14 protein-coding genes are annotated in these 18,917 nt (G+C 48.6%); 10 read left to right on the forward strand and 4 right to left on the reverse strand.

Annotation, left to right across the window (positions count from 1 at the left end; genetic code table 11):
* Window positions 1–45 precede the first annotated feature (45 nt).
* The 4 genes from FXO21_RS23145 to FXO21_RS23160 all read right to left on the reverse strand — a co-directional run bounded on the left by FXO21_RS23145 (window position 46) and on the right by FXO21_RS23160 (window position 7,624).
* Window positions 46–1,479 carry a RagB/SusD family nutrient uptake outer membrane protein gene (locus tag FXO21_RS23145; protein WP_149642303.1) on the reverse strand — a complete coding sequence of 478 codons (1,434 nt, stop codon included), beginning with the start codon at window positions 1,477–1,479 and terminating at the stop codon, window positions 46–48.
* A gap of 19 nt (window positions 1,480–1,498) precedes the next feature.
* Window positions 1,499–4,690, reverse strand: coding sequence for a SusC/RagA family TonB-linked outer membrane protein (locus FXO21_RS23150; protein ID WP_149642304.1), 3,192 nt, complete (start codon window positions 4,688–4,690; stop codon window positions 1,499–1,501).
* A 51-nt stretch (window positions 4,691–4,741) separates the two neighbouring features.
* Window positions 4,742–6,241 carry an L-fucose/L-arabinose isomerase family protein gene (locus FXO21_RS23155; protein ID WP_149642305.1) on the reverse strand — a complete coding sequence of 500 codons (1,500 nt, stop codon included), beginning with the start codon at window positions 6,239–6,241 and terminating at the stop codon, window positions 4,742–4,744.
* 132 nt (window positions 6,242–6,373) lie between these two features.
* Window positions 6,374–7,624 carry an MFS transporter gene (locus tag FXO21_RS23160; RefSeq protein WP_149642306.1) on the reverse strand — a complete coding sequence of 417 codons (1,251 nt, stop codon included), beginning with the start codon at window positions 7,622–7,624 and terminating at the stop codon, window positions 6,374–6,376.
* Between the two features lie 310 nt (window positions 7,625–7,934).
* Here FXO21_RS23160 and FXO21_RS23165 point away from each other — a divergent pair, with 310 nt between their 5' ends.
* The 10 genes from FXO21_RS23165 (at window position 7,935) to FXO21_RS23210 (ending at window position 18,814) form a co-directional block, all read left to right on the forward strand.
* Window positions 7,935–8,663 carry a porin family protein gene (locus FXO21_RS23165; RefSeq protein WP_149642307.1) on the forward strand — a complete coding sequence of 243 codons (729 nt, stop codon included), beginning with the start codon at window positions 7,935–7,937 and terminating at the stop codon, window positions 8,661–8,663.
* Between the two features lie 19 nt (window positions 8,664–8,682).
* On the forward strand, window positions 8,683–8,961 hold the full coding sequence (locus FXO21_RS23170) for a hypothetical protein (RefSeq protein ID WP_149642308.1): 279 nt from the start codon (window positions 8,683–8,685) through the stop codon (window positions 8,959–8,961).
* A gap of 24 nt (window positions 8,962–8,985) precedes the next feature.
* Window positions 8,986–9,849, forward strand: a complete 864-nt coding sequence (locus FXO21_RS23175; RefSeq protein ID WP_149642309.1) for a hypothetical protein — start codon at window positions 8,986–8,988, stop codon at window positions 9,847–9,849.
* A 152-nt stretch (window positions 9,850–10,001) separates the two neighbouring features.
* Entirely contained in the window at window positions 10,002–10,760 is a 759-nt protein-coding gene (locus FXO21_RS23180; protein ID WP_149642310.1) for a MotA/TolQ/ExbB proton channel family protein, read from the forward strand.
* 32 nt (window positions 10,761–10,792) lie between these two features.
* Window positions 10,793–12,208, forward strand: coding sequence for a S41 family peptidase (locus tag FXO21_RS23185; RefSeq protein WP_149642311.1), 1,416 nt, complete (start codon window positions 10,793–10,795; stop codon window positions 12,206–12,208).
* Between the two features lie 9 nt (window positions 12,209–12,217).
* A complete protein-coding gene (locus FXO21_RS23190; RefSeq protein ID WP_149642312.1) occupies window positions 12,218–14,194 on the forward strand; it encodes a tetratricopeptide repeat-containing sensor histidine kinase in 1,977 nt (658 codons plus the stop codon).
* 2 nt (window positions 14,195–14,196) lie between these two features.
* Window positions 14,197–14,823, forward strand: coding sequence for a response regulator (locus FXO21_RS23195; protein WP_149642313.1), 627 nt, complete (start codon window positions 14,197–14,199; stop codon window positions 14,821–14,823).
* 246 nt (window positions 14,824–15,069) lie between these two features.
* Window positions 15,070–17,628, forward strand: a complete 2,559-nt coding sequence (locus FXO21_RS23200) for a beta-galactosidase (RefSeq protein ID WP_149642314.1) — start codon at window positions 15,070–15,072, stop codon at window positions 17,626–17,628.
* A gap of 104 nt (window positions 17,629–17,732) precedes the next feature.
* A complete protein-coding gene (locus FXO21_RS23205; protein ID WP_149642315.1) occupies window positions 17,733–18,236 on the forward strand; it encodes an RNA polymerase sigma factor in 504 nt (167 codons plus the stop codon).
* Window positions 18,237–18,241: 5 nt separating this feature from the next.
* The gene (locus FXO21_RS23210; protein WP_149642316.1) at window positions 18,242–18,814 is read left to right on the forward strand and encodes a hypothetical protein; all 573 of its coding nucleotides are present in this window, start codon (window positions 18,242–18,244) and stop codon (window positions 18,812–18,814) included.
* Window positions 18,815–18,917: the final 103 nt, after the last annotated feature.

An 18,917-nucleotide genomic window follows, 5' to 3' on the forward strand; every position in this document is an offset into this window, starting at 1 on the left:
CGATTTCTGTAAATCCTTGTGACAGCAAAAGACCGGAGAGGATCGTTAATATCCTGAATTCTGTCCCAGATTTGGGTTAATATCGATTTCTCGCAATGGAATGGGCATTAACGTTTCGTGATCGGCGACGGTAAAGCTCAGCCCCGCATCCTGAAAATATTTGTTCATTACCGTTTGCAGGCGCCCGGTCCTGACCAGATCAAACCAGCGGTGGCCTTCAAGGAAAAGCTCAACCTGCCGCTCCTTTTCCAATGCCAGAGCCAGGTTTGCTTTGGATAAACCAGCCAATGCCGGAACGCCCGCACGGCTGCGTACCATATTGATATAGGTAAGTGCCTCGACAGTGGCATTCGTTTCATTCAATGCTTCGGAGTACATCAGGAGCACATCGGCGTAGCGCAATGCAGTGAAGTTAATGCCGCCGTCACCGACTATACCGGTAGTAAAATCAACGAATTTAAGTCCGTATATCTCTTTTTCATATTTACCCGTATTCAATAAAACAGAATCACCGATGGATGCAGGTCTTCTGAGATCGCCTTTTTCGTAGGATTTAGCCACTTGCGGAGTAGGCAATACCCGGCCGGAACCTTGCATATTGCCCGGAAAAATGGCCATATCAAAGCGGGCAGGGGTGAAAATGCTGGAAAACTGATTCCCCTCGCCCACATTGCCCGACATATATTTGATCTCAAAAATCGATTCCGGCAACTCGTCGTTTCCGTTCGTAAACAGCTTTTTGTAGTCGGGATGAAGTGAATATGCTTTCGAATCGATCACTTCTTTCAATGCTGTTTTGGCAAGATCATATTGCTTGGTAGTCAGGTATACCTTGCCCAAAAGCGTTTTCGCTGCGCCGGTCGAAGCCTGGGATTTGCTAGGAAGTGTGACGCCTGTCAGTAAAGTTGCCGCTTCGGTCAGGTCGGAAGTGATCACATTGTACACTTCGCTCACCGGTTTTCTGCTCATATCGAAGTTCATGATTTCGCCCGGCCCACGAAATGCGACGTCGACGATCGGGACGTTTCCAAACAATCTGACCAGATAAAAATAGCCGTAAGCACGCAGAAACAGTGCTTCTCCGCGAAATTGTTTTTTCTGTGCGTCGGGCATTTCCACCGATTCCAGCCTGGAAAGGATATTATTCGACCGGGCGATCGTGGCGAAACAGGTACTCCAGACCGTATTCAGAAAATCGTTGGAAGGTGTCGGGTTCATTTCGTCAAATTCCGTTTCCGAAACCGTCGGCGAGGTCCATTGAATCTCGGCATTGTCCGTCATCAAATCGCCGATATTGACGATAGACGCATTATGCAAGCCCTGCAATCCCGCATAATTTCCGACCAGCGCGGTTTCGAAATCCTTGGGGGTTTTGTAAAATATATTTTCATTGATCTGATGTGCAGGCTGTAAGGACAGGAAATCAGAACAGGAGGTTACGCTTACTCCTATGAACAGGCAAATGATAAATTTTTTCATTGCAGCAGATTTTTAGACCTTAAAAAGTGACTTTTAAACCAATCGTGTAGGTGCGCGGCAGCGGATAGTTGAGGTAATCAATACCCCCGCTCACCACATTATCCCCCGAAATACTCGATTCCGGATCGTAACCCGGGTAATCGGTGAAAGTGTACAAGTTGGATACATTGAGATACACGTTCAATGCGTTCAGTTTCATGCGATTGACCAGGTCTTTGGGTAGGTCATATCCGAGCTTCACATTCCTGATCCGGGTAAAGGAATTTTCGAACAGGTAATGCGACGAAGTTCCGAACCCGAGCGCGTGGTTGCTTCTGATAGAGCGCGGCATGATACCATCCCCCGGGTTTTCTTCCGATCGCCACCTTTTGTCCGTAAGCGCCAGGTTGTTCTGTACCCCGTTCGCGCCCAGCAGCGAAGCGCCGGCGTCGAGATAAGTATAGGCGCCTTTAGAGCCAACCAGACCGATATTCAGATTGAGGTTACCGAATGTAAAATTGTTGTCAAATCCCCACGTAAAATCCGGCCAGGGAGTACCCACAATCTTGCGGTCGCTTTGGTTGATCACGCCGTCGGCGTTTACATCCTCGAATTTCAGGTCGCCTGCCTGCGTTTTCGGATGTTGCAATGCAGCCCCGTCCAGTTCGGCGCTATTCATGAAAACGCCGAGCTTATTAAGCAGGAAAAAGCTGGAAATAGGGGAGCCGACTTCGGTGATCTGGTAGGCAGAATTGGAAATACGTCCGCCTTCGGTCGCCAGTTTGAGCACCTTGTTACGGTTATGGCTGAATGTCGCATTGGAACTCCACTGGAATTTTTTGAAACGCACATTGATCGTCTGCAAGCCCAGTTCAAACCCTTTGTTTTCGATATCGCCGATATTCTGGGTAGAACTATTGAAACCCGAAGCTGCGGGAAGCTGCACTGCGAGCAAAAGATCTGTTTTATGATCCCGATAAAAATCAGCTGTGAGCGAAATCCTGTCCTGAAACAATCCCAGATCTAAACCTAAATTGACCTGCTTTGACTTCTCCCAGGTAAGGTCGTCATTCGATAATGTTGCCGGTATCAAGCCGGGGTTAAGCGTCTTGTTTTTAATATATCTGGTAGTTGATAAAAGTCCGATATGTGTGTAATCGCCGATCTGATTATTCCCTGAAATACCATAGCTCGCGCGCAGTTTCAGGTTATTTATAAACCGCACATCTTTCATGAATTCTTCTTCTGAAATATTATAACCCACAGATACAGAAGGAAATGCGCCCCAGCGATGATTAGAACCGAATCTTGAACTTCCGTCCCGTCTTACCGTCGCGGTCAGCATGTATTTGCCTGCATAGGAATAATTTACCCGCGCCATCATCGATAACAATGCCCATTCGCTTACGCTCTGTGAGCCTGCATTCACAATACCTGCTGTGATAAATGGCACATATTCAGTCGGGAAATCAGAAGCACCGACTGTTACGCGGTCTACACTGTTTTTTTGCGCAGTGAAACCGACCAATGCACCTACAAAATGTTTGTTGTTAAAAACTTTATTGTAGTTCAATGTATTCTCATTCAGCCAGTTGATTGATTCGGTTCTTGAAGTTCCTGCCGAGGCTGGGTAGTTCAATGTGGTGAAATTTGGTACCGCCGAGGAGCGCCAGAGGCGGATGTTGTTTGAGCCGTAATTAACACCGATAGAAGTTTTAAAGGTGAGATCATCGGACAAATTGAATTCCAAAAAGTTGTTCGTCACCACGTCCATAATCTTCCGGCGATCGTCCTGGCCGTTTGCGACAGCCAATACATTCTGCAAAAATCCCAAACCATCCGTCACGTCAGCCTGATTGAAATAGTAGCCACCATTATCATCGTAAACCGGGATAGTAGGCGCCGCAGCCAATACATTCGCCAGCAAACCGCCCGCTCCGTAATGCGATTCGGTATTAGCAAACCTGCCAAAACCATACGAACCAAAAGTAGAACTGCCGACTTTCAACCATTTCGTGATCTGCGCATCCAGGTTTACGCGCAAATTGAAACGGTTGTAATCGGAATTGATGATCACACCTTCCTGCGAAAAATAACCCGCAGAAATGAAGTATTTGGTCTTTTCAGTGCCGCCCGTCGAAGATACCTGCACATTCCGGACCGGCGCAGTGCGGAACAGCACATCCTGCCAGTCGGTATCCGTGGTCAGGGATTCCGGGTTTCTGAACTCCGGCCTTACCCTTGTTGCTACGGATCGTACTTCATTCGGGTCGGTCAGTTTACCGCCGGCATAAACCCACGCATTGTCGCGCCCGTCGACCAGATAGTCGGCATATTGCCGCGCATTCATCATATCCAGCTTATTGGCTACTTCCTGAAATCCGTAGGAAGCGTCGACACTGATCTGGGATTTGCCCAGCGCGCCGCGTTTGGTTGTAATAATCACTACACCATTTGCGCCTCTTGAACCATAGATAGCAGTCGCGGAAGCATCTTTTAAAATTTCAATAGACTCAATATCAGAAGGGTTGATTGACGCCAGCGGGTTAACGCGGTTGCCTGTATTACTCGCCATACCTGCGGAAGAAAAGCTGTTTGAACCATAACTCCGCATATCCGAACCGCCACCGCCAGAGCCAATCGCAAAACCGTCGACTACGTAAAGCGGCTGATTTCCACCGGTAATCGAGCTTACGCCGCGGATCAGGATATTCACATTTCCGCCCGGCGCGCCCGTCGTCTGACTAACCTGCACCCCCGGCGCTTTTCCCTGTAACATCTGGTCGAAGCTGCCGGTGGAAGGCTGGATAAACTGTTCGTTGGAAATCTTGGCGATGGAGCCGGTCAGGTCCTTTTTACGCTGCGTACCATAACCCACCACGACTACATCCTGCAACTGCTGCTGGTCACCTTTTAATGCTACATCAATGACAGACTGATTATTAACTAACACTTCCTGAGGAATATAGCCAATAAAGCTGACAACAATGCTGGCTCCCTGCGACACGGATATTTTATAATTTCCGTCCACATCGGCAGTAGTTCCATTGTTGGTACCTTTCTCCGTGATCGTCGCGCCGATCAGCGGCGCTTTGTCATTTTCCGCAATGATCTTGCCGGAAACGGTCACTTTCGAAGCCGTTTGAGCGTGAAGTTCGCCGGCTCCGAGCAGCAAACTCAGCAACAGCGCGCCGACCCACAGCGCTGGCTTTTGGAATAAAATAGGTTTCATAAGCAGTGAATTTGGGTTAGTTCGTAAAAAGGGTTTGGATAGTATTGAAAGTCAGTCTTCTCTGATAATCACAGATTCCAGGGTCAGGTAATTGGCGATTTTTTCAATAGCTTTCGCGTGATGTCCGACGCCGAGCGCGAAATGGTGCGTCGGTCCTTCCTTCATCCACCGCTGCAAAAATGTCCGCACGTCGGGCTTGAAGTAGCCGCGGGTATTCGTATTGCCGGTAGGAGGGATTGGTCCTTCAACAGACTGACCCTCAGCGATTACGAATTTAAACTTACCATCAAAAGTAGAGTTAATGCTCAGCATCGTGATCGGTCCTTCTTTGATCTTGAACTCCACGCCGGCACCAAATCCGGGTTTTCCGTGGTATTTGGTAAGGCTGCGCAAAACTGGTTTTCCCTGCGCAATCGCTACATTATGCGGCCCGTCGTGGCCAACGAGCACAAAACCTTCCTTGAAATCGACCGGGTGAAACTCCGCGAAGCTACCGCCAATCCCTAAACGTTCCATGATCAGCATCGCAAAACAAGTCTTCAAATCCGACTCCCCGCACATCGGAAATCCGGCACCGGTCAGCAGTGAGTTGCCAACGATCAGATTAGACATGACCGTCCTGGTTTCGCTATTGTCCGGGCCTTCGTAATAGTAGGCGAGTCCGTCGAGTTTTTTCTCTTCAATGAATTTTTCCAGTGCAACCGTCACGCGGGCAGCAGTTTCGAGGTCGGAGTCGCGCAATTTTTCGGAAATGGGGTCGGAAACGGGGTCAGGGGTGTCGAAAAAGTCGAGGATCCTTTCTTTGACCGGTTCAATTTCCGCGCGTTCCGCTTTCTGATAATGCGACACGATCTCGTGCGCCTCGCATTGCACAATATGTGCGCCGAAGTGAGCGGTAAACATCGTAGAGTCTGAATGCATATCCAGCATCGCCTCGATCGGGTGGCCAATGTGGCCGATGCGCGACGTTTTCACATCGTGCAAAACAGCCGCGATCCGGCAGTATTCTTCGATTTCCGCGTCGGCCTGCGGATCGTCATAAAGGGTTCCGATGATCATATCCGGTACCTTTTTGCCCATTCTCGCAGCCACGCCGGCAAACTCGGGGAGGGAGCAAATGTCGTCATTGTAAAGCTGCATGTAAGTGGAAGCGCGGGTATAGTCCATCGCTTTGTCCGGTTGCAATGCTACCAGCACAATCGGTACGTTCACACTTCGGATCACCGTGCCGAACGTATTGGATGTTGCATACGTGACCATGTCGCAGAAGATCAGGTCGAGATTGGCGGCATTGAGTTTGGGTACGAGCTCGTACGCTTTTTCTACATTATCGACGAGGCCAAAATCGATTACCTCCGCGTGGGAGCCGGTCTGGATTTTTTCGATGAAAACGGCTTGTTTACGCAGCATATCATCGAGCAGCCCGTCAAACTGCACCCAGTATTTATAATAACCCACACCAAAAACGCCTATGCGCGGCCGGGTCGGCTGGCGTTTCTCAATGATCGCTTGCTGTTCAATGTGGTTTTCACTCTGTAATGGATTTCCCATGGAATTGGTATATGGTTTCTATTTGATTTCTTAACGCACTAAGTATATTTTGGTAAAAATTTTTTGTGTCAGGTGTGGTCAGGTATTGTCATTTGTGGTCATCGGTCATTTGTTGTCACTGGTCATTTATTGTCAATTGTTGTTAATCGTTAATGGTCTATGTTCTGTCTCAAATAGAAATCTAATCTTAGGGATCAAAATCATGAACGCGATGAATGCAATAGGATAGAGGAGGCCCGACGCGATCCACAGGGGTTTATAGGAATAGTCCTGGATGATTTTGCCGATCATCGGATTAAGTACCAGGCTGGAAATAGCGCCCGCCGTTCCTGAAAGTCCGACTACGGTGGAAGTCGCTTTCGGCCCGAAAACATCTGAAATAGCAGTAATGTAATTCGTGATCCAGCAGCCGTGTGCAAACATATACAGCGCCATAAAACCGACCGCCATTTCCACTGAGGAAGTGTATTCAGTGAGCGGAACAGCCAGCGTCAGTGCAGCTGCACAGCCCATGACGATCTTTCTGGATTTGTTGACGCTCGCATTGTTTTTGACCAAACGATCTGATAAAAAGCCGCCTAGTATATTGGAAATGCCCAAAGCAAGGAACGGGATCCAGAAAAGGCTTCCGATCCTTTCAAACGACACACCACGCACTTCACTGAGGTATTTGGGAATCCAGAACATCATAAAATACATCACCGGATCCAGCAGGAAACGCATCAGTATGAATACCCAGGTCTCTTTTATTTTTAGAATAGAAGCAAAAGAAATCACCGATTCGCTAGTTTCTGGCAGGATTTCGGAGGGCACCTGGGTGTTTTGTTTCCAGGGTATCATGAACCAGACGATTACCCATAAAATTCCGATCAGGCCAGGGATGACGAAACCTGCGCGCCAGCCGTAGAACTCTGCAATCCAGATCGTGAGCGGTGGTGCGATTACCGCACCGATCGCCGAGCCGCCGATCGCGATACCGTTTGCAAAGCCCCTTTCTTTTTTATCAAACCAATCATAAACTGTTTTGGCCGCTCCCGGAAAGCAGGCGCCTTCGCCCATTCCCAGGAAAAAGCGAAATGCCAGTAACTGAGGCAGATTGGTCATCAAACCATGCAATGCATTCGCCACCGACCAAACGCCGACCGCAATACCCAACCCTTTTTTCGCGCCGATTTTATCGATCAGCCAGCCGCCGACCGTGAACATCAATGCATAGCTCAATAAAAAACTCGTATTCACCCACCCGTATTCCACATCCGTGAAATGGAACTCCCGCTGAATTTTAATGACCGCAATCGACAATACCTGCCTGTCCAGAAAGCTCAGACCAGTGGCAATGAAGACCAATATCACAACAAACCAGCGGGTAGGGTTATATTTCATGTAGGTTAACGCACTAACTTACTTTTTGTCAAAAATAAAATGGCAAAATGCAAAATGCAAGCGTTTCGAAATTTTTTACAAAAAAATAATAACCGCCCTTCCTCCTCCCCCCAAAGCCCTTCAAGGGAGCTTTAAATTTGACTTGGTTAGCAACGAATAGCCCCGTTGAGGGGGGTGGGGGAGGAAAAAATGGCTGAAAACAGGGATGGTTTGCTTTTTCCCTTTGCCTGAAATTTGCAAGACCAGAATATCACCGTTGGACGGGATGAGTGCTGGTCAGTTTGAAGCTACACTATAAAACATCAAAAACATGAGAAAGCCATTGTTGCTCGTTATCGCTTTTTTACTCGCAGCCAGTTTTGCTGCACATGCGCAAAGCAGCTCCTTTTTTATAGGAGGAACCGGCGGTGCCAATTTATCAATGTATTCATATACATCTGATTACGCAGATGTGTGGACCAGTTCCAAACCCAAGCCGGGATTAAATGGAGGCTTGGTTTTCGGCGTGGAAATGAATAAGATGGCGATCGTTTCGGGGGTCAATTTTATTCAGAAAGGGACCAAGTCGGAGACTGACAATTACCGGATCGAAGGGGATTATGTTGGCTTCGTGAAGCGGCGCGAGAATACCTCTTTTATACAGGTGCCAATTCTTTTCAGGTACCGGTTCCTGAGTGAGAAATTCGGGCTTACTGCCTCTGCAGGGCCTTCCCTGAATGTCGGACTAGCGGGAAATCAGCGGCTGGAACTGGAAGTAGCCGGGGTAGGGTCTCGCAGCGAATCTTCGACAGTTCGGTTCGGGAGCGGCATTAATGATACTTACCGCCGTTTTCAACCTGGTTTCATACTTAGTCCGGGAATGCTGATGCCGGTTGGCGAAAAGGGTAAGCTTGCCGTCAATATCATCTGGGACCTGGGATTCAATGCGATCAATACAAGAAGCAGCGCGGCGATAGGGGCGGATGGAAAAGTGGCCAACGTTTCTACTATTCTGAGCGTAAGCTATACACACCATTTCACTTTCGGGGACAAGTATTAACCGCCTAAACACTTCGATTATGCTCGTTTGCAACAATTGCGGCACGATCAACGAAAGCGGCGCCGGCGCATGCGTTCATTGCCGGATCAATGACCGGTTCTCTCAGGCTCCTGATTCGGAATCAACGGATCAGGAAAAACCGGCGCGGCAATGCCTGAATTGCGGAACAATGATCGGGGCTCATTTACCCAAATGCCCGGAATGCCGCTTCCCGGTGCGAAACGCAGAAATTGCAAAACACGCAGGAAGCCTCCCTGTGGACAGAACCTATGTGCTCGGCAGCTTAAAAGCCGGCTGAAAATTTACGATAAACCATTGAAACATGGCAAGAAACCGGGAACCTCAGATTTTTAATATATCATTTCTGGATGTGATTTGCGGGGCGCTTGGGGCGGTGATCTTTCTGTTCATCGCGGTTCCCAAAGGTGGCTCGGCCCCCGGAAAGAAGCAGCAGGTCAGTATGTCGTATGATACCGTGCACAACCAGTTTTTCGCGACGATCAGCGACAGTTTAAAAGCAAAACGACCGGGAGATACGCTGCTGGTGGTACTTACCGATTACAAACCAATACCGGGCATTGCCGAATGCCCTGAATGTGCAGATTGTCCTGAACCGGCGCCGGTTGCCAGTGCGGGGGATTACAAGTCGCCGGCGCCTTTGTCAAAAACCGAACCGAGGAAGGACTCGGCTACCAGGCCAGTCATTGCCTCGGAAACAAAGCCCGACGATTTTAAGAAAAGCAAATACCAGGGCGACCCGCCTGGTGTGCCTTGCAAGGTTTCGTTCGAGATCAGCTGGGGCGACCTGGGCGATAATGTGGATTTGCTGGTTTGCAAAAACAATAAATGTGTCTCCGGCGGCTCCCGGGAGATAAAAGACATCGGCCAGTGGGACAGCGGTAAAGCGAAGACCAAATTCTTCGGAAGCGACCTGCGCACGACCCAGGAAGCAGTGCGGCAATTTGACAAAATCCTGCCCGGCGAATACCAGATCTACGCGGTTTTCAAAGAGAGCACGAAGAATAATACGTCGGTTTACGTCCGCGGGCTGGTCTATTCAAAAAGTCCTGAGGGAGAAGAAAAGGGCGAACCATTTTCCACCACCTTACAACTAAAAGCTCCCAAAGCCCTGGTAGCCACCGTTACCATGCAGGAAAACGGCCAGTTCGACCTGGAAAGAAAGTAACGTCATTCACCGTTCTGCGGCGGGTCATTCCCCGTTCCACGGCGGGTCATTCAGTCATTCAGTCATTCACTCATTCAGTCATTAGGTCATTAGGTCATTCAGTAATTCAATCATTCAGTAATTCAATCATTCAATCAATCATTCATTAAAAAATGATCACAAACAAAAGACTATATCACCTCGCAATCAGTTTAGTGGCGGCTGTCATGATCTGGTTTGCTCTGATACTGCTCGCGACCATTACCTCGGGGCCGGGCCTGAAGCGCTTTTTTGAGGCGTTTGGTGGCTCTTTCGGAGGTTTTGTCCACGCTATTATTTACATGGCATTCATTTTTGGGGTACTGGAAATACTGGAATATCAGCGGTATCTCAAAAAACAGAACGAAGGTTTCAAACTCAATCTGCTGCCTGTGCAGGATCAGCTGGTATTGTCGCCCGACGAAGTGGCGCGTATCAAGCTGAATGTGATTGATCTGGAAAAGCACGGTTTCAGTTTTTTGCTGACTGATTTTGTGAAAAGGGCTTGTACGCAATACCGTAATAACCAGTCAATTGGCGATACTTTGCACGTGCTTACGGCACAAATCGATAACAGTAAAACGGAAATGGAAGGGCGGCTGGAGATCGCGCGGTTTTTGATCAATGCGATTGCGTCGCTCGGTTTTATAGGAACGATCCTGCATTTGGCAAGCTCGATCGGGCTTTTTCACCTGGCCAAAACCGAGGAGGGAATGCCGCTCATTACCCAAAGCCTGAATGTGTCGTTCGATACGACTTTTATAGCATTATTCCTGGGTTTGGTGCTTAGCTATTTTTACCACCGCTACCTCGAAGATCTTGATACTTTTTATTCCAGAACAAAATCCTACATCATCGACAACCTGATCAGCCGCATTTACCACCCTCAATAATCTGCATTTCATACACAACTAAAATGGTAATCATGAAAACATTGAGAAAGAAAAGCGCAATACTACTCATCGCCCTGACCGGATTTTGCTGCGCCTGCCAGCCCGAGAGCATTGATACCCTCACCGGAAAGCTGGGCGACAAAGGTTCGGTCAACGAATGGATTTACAGTATGATGGCCGACGCCTATTTCTGGTACGATGAAATGCCTGATCAAAAGGAGCTTGACAGTTCGGCCAGCCCGGAAGAATATTTCGGCAAACTCGTTTATCAACCCCAAACCTATGACCGGTTTTCCATGCTCACTGCGGATATTGATGCATTGCAGCAGCAATTCAATGGCGTAGTTAAAGCATTCGGGGTGAGTTATGTACCTGCATATATTGACGAGGGAAAACAAAACGTTGCCCTTTTTGTCAGCCACGTTGCGAAGGATAGTCCGGCGGATAAAGCGGGTTTGCAGCGGGGGGATATCATAACGAAAATCGATGGCAGTCAGCTCACGAAGGACAATTATGCCTCGCTGATGAGCGCCAAAGAAACCGCGAAAATGACGCTCGGGGCTATTGAAAACAATATATTGCAATTGGATAAATCAACGGTTACCATTTCGAAAGCGGCGCTTGCGGCCAATCCGGTCGCTTTTTCCAGTGTGATTTCAAAGGGTGGTAAAAAGATCGGCTACCTGGTTTATACGCAGTTTGTACCCGGTACCGACGCCGATAAGCAGAAATATGATAATGAGCTCCGTACGGTTTTTGGCCAGTTTAAATCGGCGGGTGTAAATGAGCTGGTGCTCGATCTGAGGTTAAACGGGGGCGGATATATGACTTCTGCGGTTACTTTGGGATCGCTGATCGTCAGTAACGCGGGCGCCTCCGATGTCTTTTATACGGAACAATGGAACGATAAGTATATCAAGTATTGGAAAGAAAAAAACGGCCAGGATGCATTGAATTACAAATTTTCGCAGGAAAATAGTAACATTGGCAACCGGCTCGATCGCGTCTACGTGCTGACTTCCCGTGGTACCGCCTCCGCAAGTGAGCTAATCATCAATGGGTTGAAGCCTTATATGGAGGTAGTTACGATCGGGGCCAATACAGCGGGCAAAAACCTGTTCGGCAGCCTGATCGGCGACGAGAAAAAGCGCTGGAAATATGGTATTTACATAATGCTCGGCCAGACTACCAATGCCGACGGAGCGTCGGATTATGGCACGGTTGACGGAATTACGCCCACGCGTAAAGTAGAAGATTTGTCGATGCCGTTTTTGCCTTTTGGCGATGAAAATGAAACATTATTAAATGCAGCATTGCAGCATATGGGAGTAGCTGCCGGGCCCAATGCGCGGATAGGCGCGGCGAAAGACCTGGAAACCGCCAGCCCTGCGCCTCTGAAAGATACCCCGGCCGCGCTCGACGGACGGATGCTGCGTGACATGCCCTGATTTTAAATCATGAAAAAGTACCTCTTGTTGCTGTTACTGATCCGGATTTCCTGTCTCGCACATGCGCAAAGCGGGGCAGGAAATTATCCTGACAGTCTGAAAAATGTATTGAAGAAACAACTTCCTGATACCAGCCGGGTCTGGACGTTGCTATTGTTATCGGATCATTTCAGCGACAAGGATACGGCGGTATCCCTGCAATATGTACGGCAGGCGGCGGCCCTGGCAAAACCCGGCTCTTACCAGGAAGCGATGGTCGAATTTTACAGGGCCGGCGCCTATTTTGAAACCAATTTTGAAAAAAGTAAAGCTGCCTATATGCGGGCAGAGCAGCTTTTCAGTAAGTTCAGGAACAAGGAAGCGTTGATTTTCAGGTCGAGGGCGTGGCATAATTTCGGTGCGCTTGAACAGCGGCTTGACAATGAAAAGCGATATGCAGAGATCCTTATCGAACATGCGATCCCGCTCGCCCAACAAGCCGGCGACAGTGCCCGCGTGGTGAGTAACTATCGCAACCTCGGTATTATTTTCTCCAATCAGCTGGATTATAAAAAGGCCGAGGAATATATTAATCTGGCCATTGTAGCGCTGCAAAGACTTGATCCAGGGTCACTGGAACTGGCGGATGCCTACATTTTTGGCGCAAAAAATTATATATACCTCAAAGACTACCCGCCCGTAAAGCCGATGCTGGATAGTGCGAAAATCCTGCTCGCAGGCAACCCTGACCTGCCGCATTACACAGATTACTACCTCACGGAAGGCATGTACTACGCGCGGCTGCGCCAGTTTCAGGCAGCCCTGAGCAGCTTTGATAAGGGCCTGGCACAGGCCCGAAGACTAAAACGTGACTATGATTATCAGGGTCTTATGCTGCAAAAATACTTTGCCTACAAAGCGATGGGGGATTATCCGAAGGCTTTGAAGATCATCACGCAGCTGGTACAGCAGGATGATGTATTTCCAAGCAGCAAGAACAGGATATTGTACTATTACGAGCTGGCGCAAACGACCGCGAAAACGGGCGATATGGCGAATGCCTTTAAATGGCTGAACCAATATGCCGAGCTGGCGGACAGCTCTTTCATGGAAAATTCGAAAACCGAGATCGCTGCGCTGGAAGCAAAATACCAGTCTTCTGAAAAAGAGAAAAAGATCTATCAACTCCAATCGAAAAATGAAAAGGATGCATTGACCATTAAAAATAACCGGCTGCTCAACTGGCTTCTGGCGGTGGTTTGTCTTTTTCTGATGGCAGTAACTGTTCTGGTTCTCCTTTTTTATCGAAATAATAAGCGGCTATGGACGCAGGAAAAGCAGCTCCACGAGCTGGAAATGCAGAAAATAAAGCAAGATTACCGGATCTCGATGTTGTCCGCCATGCTGGAAGGGCAGGAGCAGGAGCGTACCCGGCTTGCGCGCGATTTGCACGACGGCCTGGGCGGTTTGCTGAGTAGTATCAAGATAGAACTGTCGCAAGCGCCGGTGGGGGCGGACGAAAAGTTGAAAACGAGCCTGGGGCGTACACTTTCACATTTGGACGATGCTGTAAATGAGCTGCGCAGGATCGCGCGGAGCCTGATGCCGGAGATTTTGATGAACTACGGCCTGGCCGAGGCGACGAAGGAATTTTGCAAAAATTTGAAAGAGACCGGTATTAATCTGGTCTGCCAGGTTTTCAACTATAAGGACTCGCTGCCGAAGGAAAAGCAGATCGTGCTCTACCGGATCATTCAGGAATTGGTGAACAATGCAGTGAAACATGCCACTGCGGCGCAGATTTTGGTGATTATCCAGCAAAGCGGTGAACGATTGTTTGTGACGGTTGAAGACGACGGGAAAGGGTTTGATCCTGAAAAAATCAATGGAAAAGCTGGTGCGGGATTGTCAAATGTCAAGGCGAGGGCCGATTTCTTAAATGCTAAATTTGATATGCAGTCGAAACCCGGAAATGGTACTTCGGTGACTGTTGAATGTGATATCTGATTATGAAAGTATACATCGTCGACGACCATCCTATTGTTTTGCAGGGATTAAAAAACCTGCTGGAAGCGCGTGAAGGAATTGAAGTAACCGGCGTATTCGACCAGGGCGAAACGGTACTGGCCGCATTGGCTGTGACTGTCCCGGATGTGATCCTGCTGGATGTTAACCTGCCCGATACGAGCGGCATTATTCTCTGCCAGAAGATCAGGCAGCGCTACCCGGCGGTCAAAGTAGTCGCTTTGAGCGTTCATAACGAAAGGACGGTGATTATGGGAATCCTGCAGAGCGGCGCGAGTGCCTATGTCTTGAAAAATGCCATTGGCGACGATATAATTGCTGCCCTGCACGCCGCTATGGAGGGACAGATTTTTCTATGCGCCGGTACCCAGAAAGTGCTGAACAGCAGTACCGGTAACGATTTGAAAGAAGTCCCCAGACTTACCCGCCGCGAAAAGGAAATCCTCGAACTCATCGGGCGCGGCTACACCACTCAGCAGATCGCCTCAGACCTGTTTATCAGTACGCATACCGTAGAAAGCCATCGAAAAAACCTGATGGAAAAATTTGAAGCTCCCAATACCGCAACTGTGATCAAGCTTGCTACAGAGTTTGGTTTGATGCAAAACTGAGTTCCTCTCTCCAGAAAATCCGGCAATTAATTGGACTTTTCCGCTACTTCGAGATAAATTTTCGAAGAATGTTACCTTTTTTGTACTTGTCTTAAATATTATTTGGTAGAAATTAATTTACATTTAGTATAAAATTTCTACAAGTAAGTTTGGATTGTGTTAGATTGGCTACGACAGAAATATATCTACCCCCGCGACGGATCCCTCGTTCAGTAATCACTTTTTTACATTTATTAAAAGTTTAGTATGAAAAAACCGATACTTTTCAACAGAAGTATTTTCAGGATTTCTTGTATTTTATCCCTCTGTTTTTGCGCTTTTACTCTGTCGGCACAGCAACGTTACTTCGCAGTTTCGCTGGTTAACGAGAATGACAAACCAGCGCTGGATGTGATCGATGACGCTAAAAGTGTCGGCTGTAATGCAATTGCGATGACGGTACAATGGGGCGCCATTCACGGAAAGGTGTCCAGGATCCTCAAACAGGAAAATGGTAGTGGTTATAACGTCTGGAAGCAGTACGATGACCAGATCAAGCGGGCCCTGTCACTCAATATGAAGGTGGCACTAAATATTGCAGTAAGCACCGGCGATGATGTGACCAACAGTTCCTCTGACCGCTACGGGATCACCACAGGCGACGGGTGGAAAAAGGAAGAGCGGATGGTTGTGGCCAATTACAATGGAGAAGAAGCCGTTTTCCAAAAATGGGGCGGGCCGATACGGCCGAATATCAGTTTACAATTTGTCATGACTTCGCTTGCGGCACAGTCCACGAAAGACAGGATTACCAGTTTTTCCAGGGAGGTGATGGAGCGTTACAAATATCTTCAGCAGGGAGGCAATCTGCTGTATGTCAACCTCGTATATACCCGTCAGGGCGAGGGTGAATTTGAAATGGGATCGACCAAATACCATTATGAAGAGGCATTGGATATGGCCAATGCGCTGACAGACTATTCCCAACCAATGGTGGCCGCTTACCGGGTGTGGCTGAAAGGAAAATACGGAAATATCGAGGCACTGAATTCTGTTTGGGGAAGAAGTTATTCGTCCTTCAATGATGTAAATCCTAAAAAGCCTTCCAACAGTACCTTCACGCAGCCCGACGGAACCGACTGGTTTTTGTTCCGGACTCACACGCTGAAGGAAACGAACAGGATCTTCAAGGAAGCTGTAAAAGGCGTTAACCCGAATGTGAAAGTGATCAGCCACCACGGCTCCGTTTACGACAAGCTGTCACGGGCGAGAGGTACGCTGCCTTTCAAAGAGATCGGGGAGGATTTGGACGGTATCAAGGTCAACGACGATATCCACTACGACCACCGGTTCGCGATGGACTTGCTTAGGTCCAACCTGCCGGGCAGGATATATGTAAACGAAGCGGCCTATGTAACTGGTGTTGAATCAGTTGTGAGATTGGCTGAGGAAAGCTACACGCACGGCGCACAGGTAGTTACCCTCTTTTACCTCGAAAATGCGATGAAATCCCAGGAGGCGGTGAACGCTATTAAAACGCTGACGAACAATTGGGTAAAAGGAAAATCAGTCACCAAACCCGCTCCGTCCAATTCCGACAGCTTCGCATTGTCCAACATGATCAACAGCGATGGCTGCTATACGAACCGCGACAGTTGGTCGGGTGATTGTGACGCCTATAAGAACTGGCGCAGTGCCTATGATAATTCGGGCGGTAAGCCGGTTAATATTTACGTGAATGATGATGTGACTACGAGAGGATGTTTTTACAAAGACCTGAAACTCTCGCGCAACGGGGAGGAAGCGGAAAGCGTAATTCCCAACAATGTGGATTATCACCTTACCGGCGACGACTGCCGTGTGATCAGCACGGTAAAGGGAAGCGGATTGTCTGACGGTAACCGGCCTTTCAAGGCTTTGGTAACGATCGAAGATCAGGTTAGAAGCAGGGACGGTCAGCCTTACATCCAGCGTCATTGGAAATTTACGCCCGGTTCTAATGGTGCCAGTGCAACTGTAACTTTATATGTAAGCCAGGCGGAATTCAACGCTTTTAATGCAGTGAGTTCTCAAAAGCTTCCATTGAACGCAAATGATGCCACCAATAAATCCAAACTGCGTATCTGGCAGCGTGAAGAAGGTGCGAATTTGCGTACCGCCGAAAGCACGATAGATCCTGCAGACCAGGATATCCGCTGGGACAGTGTATTAGGCCTTTGGAAAATTACATTCAACGCGACCAGCCTTTCGTCTTATTTCATCACCGCCGACAAAGCCGCCCCGCTGCCGGTTTCACTGACAACATTCACTGCTGAAAAACAGGAGAATTCGGTAGAGCTGAGCTGGCAGACATCCGAGGAATCGAATAGTGACCATTTTGCTGTACAGCGCAGTATGGATGGAAAAAGCTGGCTGAACATCGGTCGTGTAAATGCGGCAATGGAAAGCAGGGTACATCAGAACTACTCGTTCAACGACGCCAACCCCGCATCAGGCGACAATCTTTACAGACTGAAAATGGTTGATCAGGACAGCACTTTTGCTTACTCTAAAATTATTTCGGTGAAGATGGACGGTGGGGCCGAATTGGTCCTTTATCCAAATCCTGTGACTACCGGGGTAATCCGACTGCAATTTGCAGGTCAGGAACCTCTTATCAGTCTCACAGACCTGAGTGGCCGGGAAGTGCGCGTAGCTACTGAGAAGGACGCACCGAACAGTTTGGCTGTAAAAGCAGGAACAAAGCTTAACCCCGGCCTGTATATCCTGACAGCCACTTACGGATCGCGCCAGGTAAGGCATAAAGTGCTGGTAGCCGCACAGTAGGGATTATTGGGCCGAAACAGATTTTGACCAAAACGATAATAATTTTGATCTGATACAACCATTTCGCGATCCTGCTGCCTCATTGAAGTAAAATTGGATTTCCTATGGCCCCGGAGGCGGAATTGATTTCAGGTTGCCTTTTGCATGACAGGATCGCACAGCGGCAACTGTACGATCGCTACAAAAATGCCATGTACACCCTGGCTTACCGGATCACCGGGGATTTCGATGATGCAAACGACGTGTTGCAGGATTCATTCCTTGACGTATTCCGTCACCTGGACCAGTTCCGGGGCGAATCAACATTGGGCGCCTGGATCAAGAAAATCGTGGTCCGGCGCTCGACCAAAAAGAAGCGGATCGTCATCTGGGAAAATATTGACGACATGCCGCTTGCAGGCGTAAATTGGGGTGAGGAAGAGATCAATGCTTCACACCTGGAAACTGCCATTCTTTCTCTCCCAGACGGATTCCGGACGATTTTCGTATTGGCTGAAGTAGAAGGTTATACGCATCGCGAGATAGCGGGCATGCTGAATATCTCGGAAGGAACTTCCAAGTCGCAATTGTTTTATGCTAAAAAGAAGCTGCGCGGCATGCTTTCCTGACAATTATGGAAGAAAAAAATCATGACACGCTAAAAAACGCCCTGGCCAGACTGCCGGGATATACCCCTGCGCCTGGAATATGGGACGCTATGCAGGAGCAGCTGGCAGAGGCACCTTTGCGGGCGGCTATCGGTGACCTGCCGCAACATGAGCCGGACGAAAAGCTTTGGGATCTGATCGAGCGTAAGGTGCCGGGGAGGAAAGTGATATTTCGCTGGCCTTATGCGGCTGCAGTCTTGCTGGCCGGTTTTGCTGGTATCTGGATATGGCGGACGAACACGCAGCCGCCTGTTCTCTATTCCCAGATCCAGGCAGACCAGCGCCTGCAGGCCAGCCCCGTGCTTGATACCGATGTGCAATACGAAAAATTGAAAGCTTACTGTGAAACGGAAAACATTGTCTGCAATAGTGGCCAGTACAAACAGTTAAGCGCTGAGTTTGAAGATCTCCACGCCGCATCGGCACAACTACAGGAGGCGATCGGCAGCTACAACACCGAACCGGAACTGGTAAAACAGCTTAACAGCATCGAAAAGCAAAAGGCCGCTATCCTAAATGAAATGGCTAAGATGATCTGAATCCCAAAGCCTTCTTTATTGCTTTTCTCGTAAGCCACAGCCCTGCAACAAATGCTGATAAATGGCGGTAATGATTGATACTACTTCGCTTTACTGCTAGCCG

The sequence above is a fragment of the Dyadobacter sp. UC 10 genome (assembly GCF_008369915.1).
In the GTDB taxonomy this organism is placed as follows: Bacteria; Bacteroidota; Bacteroidia; order Cytophagales; family Spirosomataceae; genus Dyadobacter.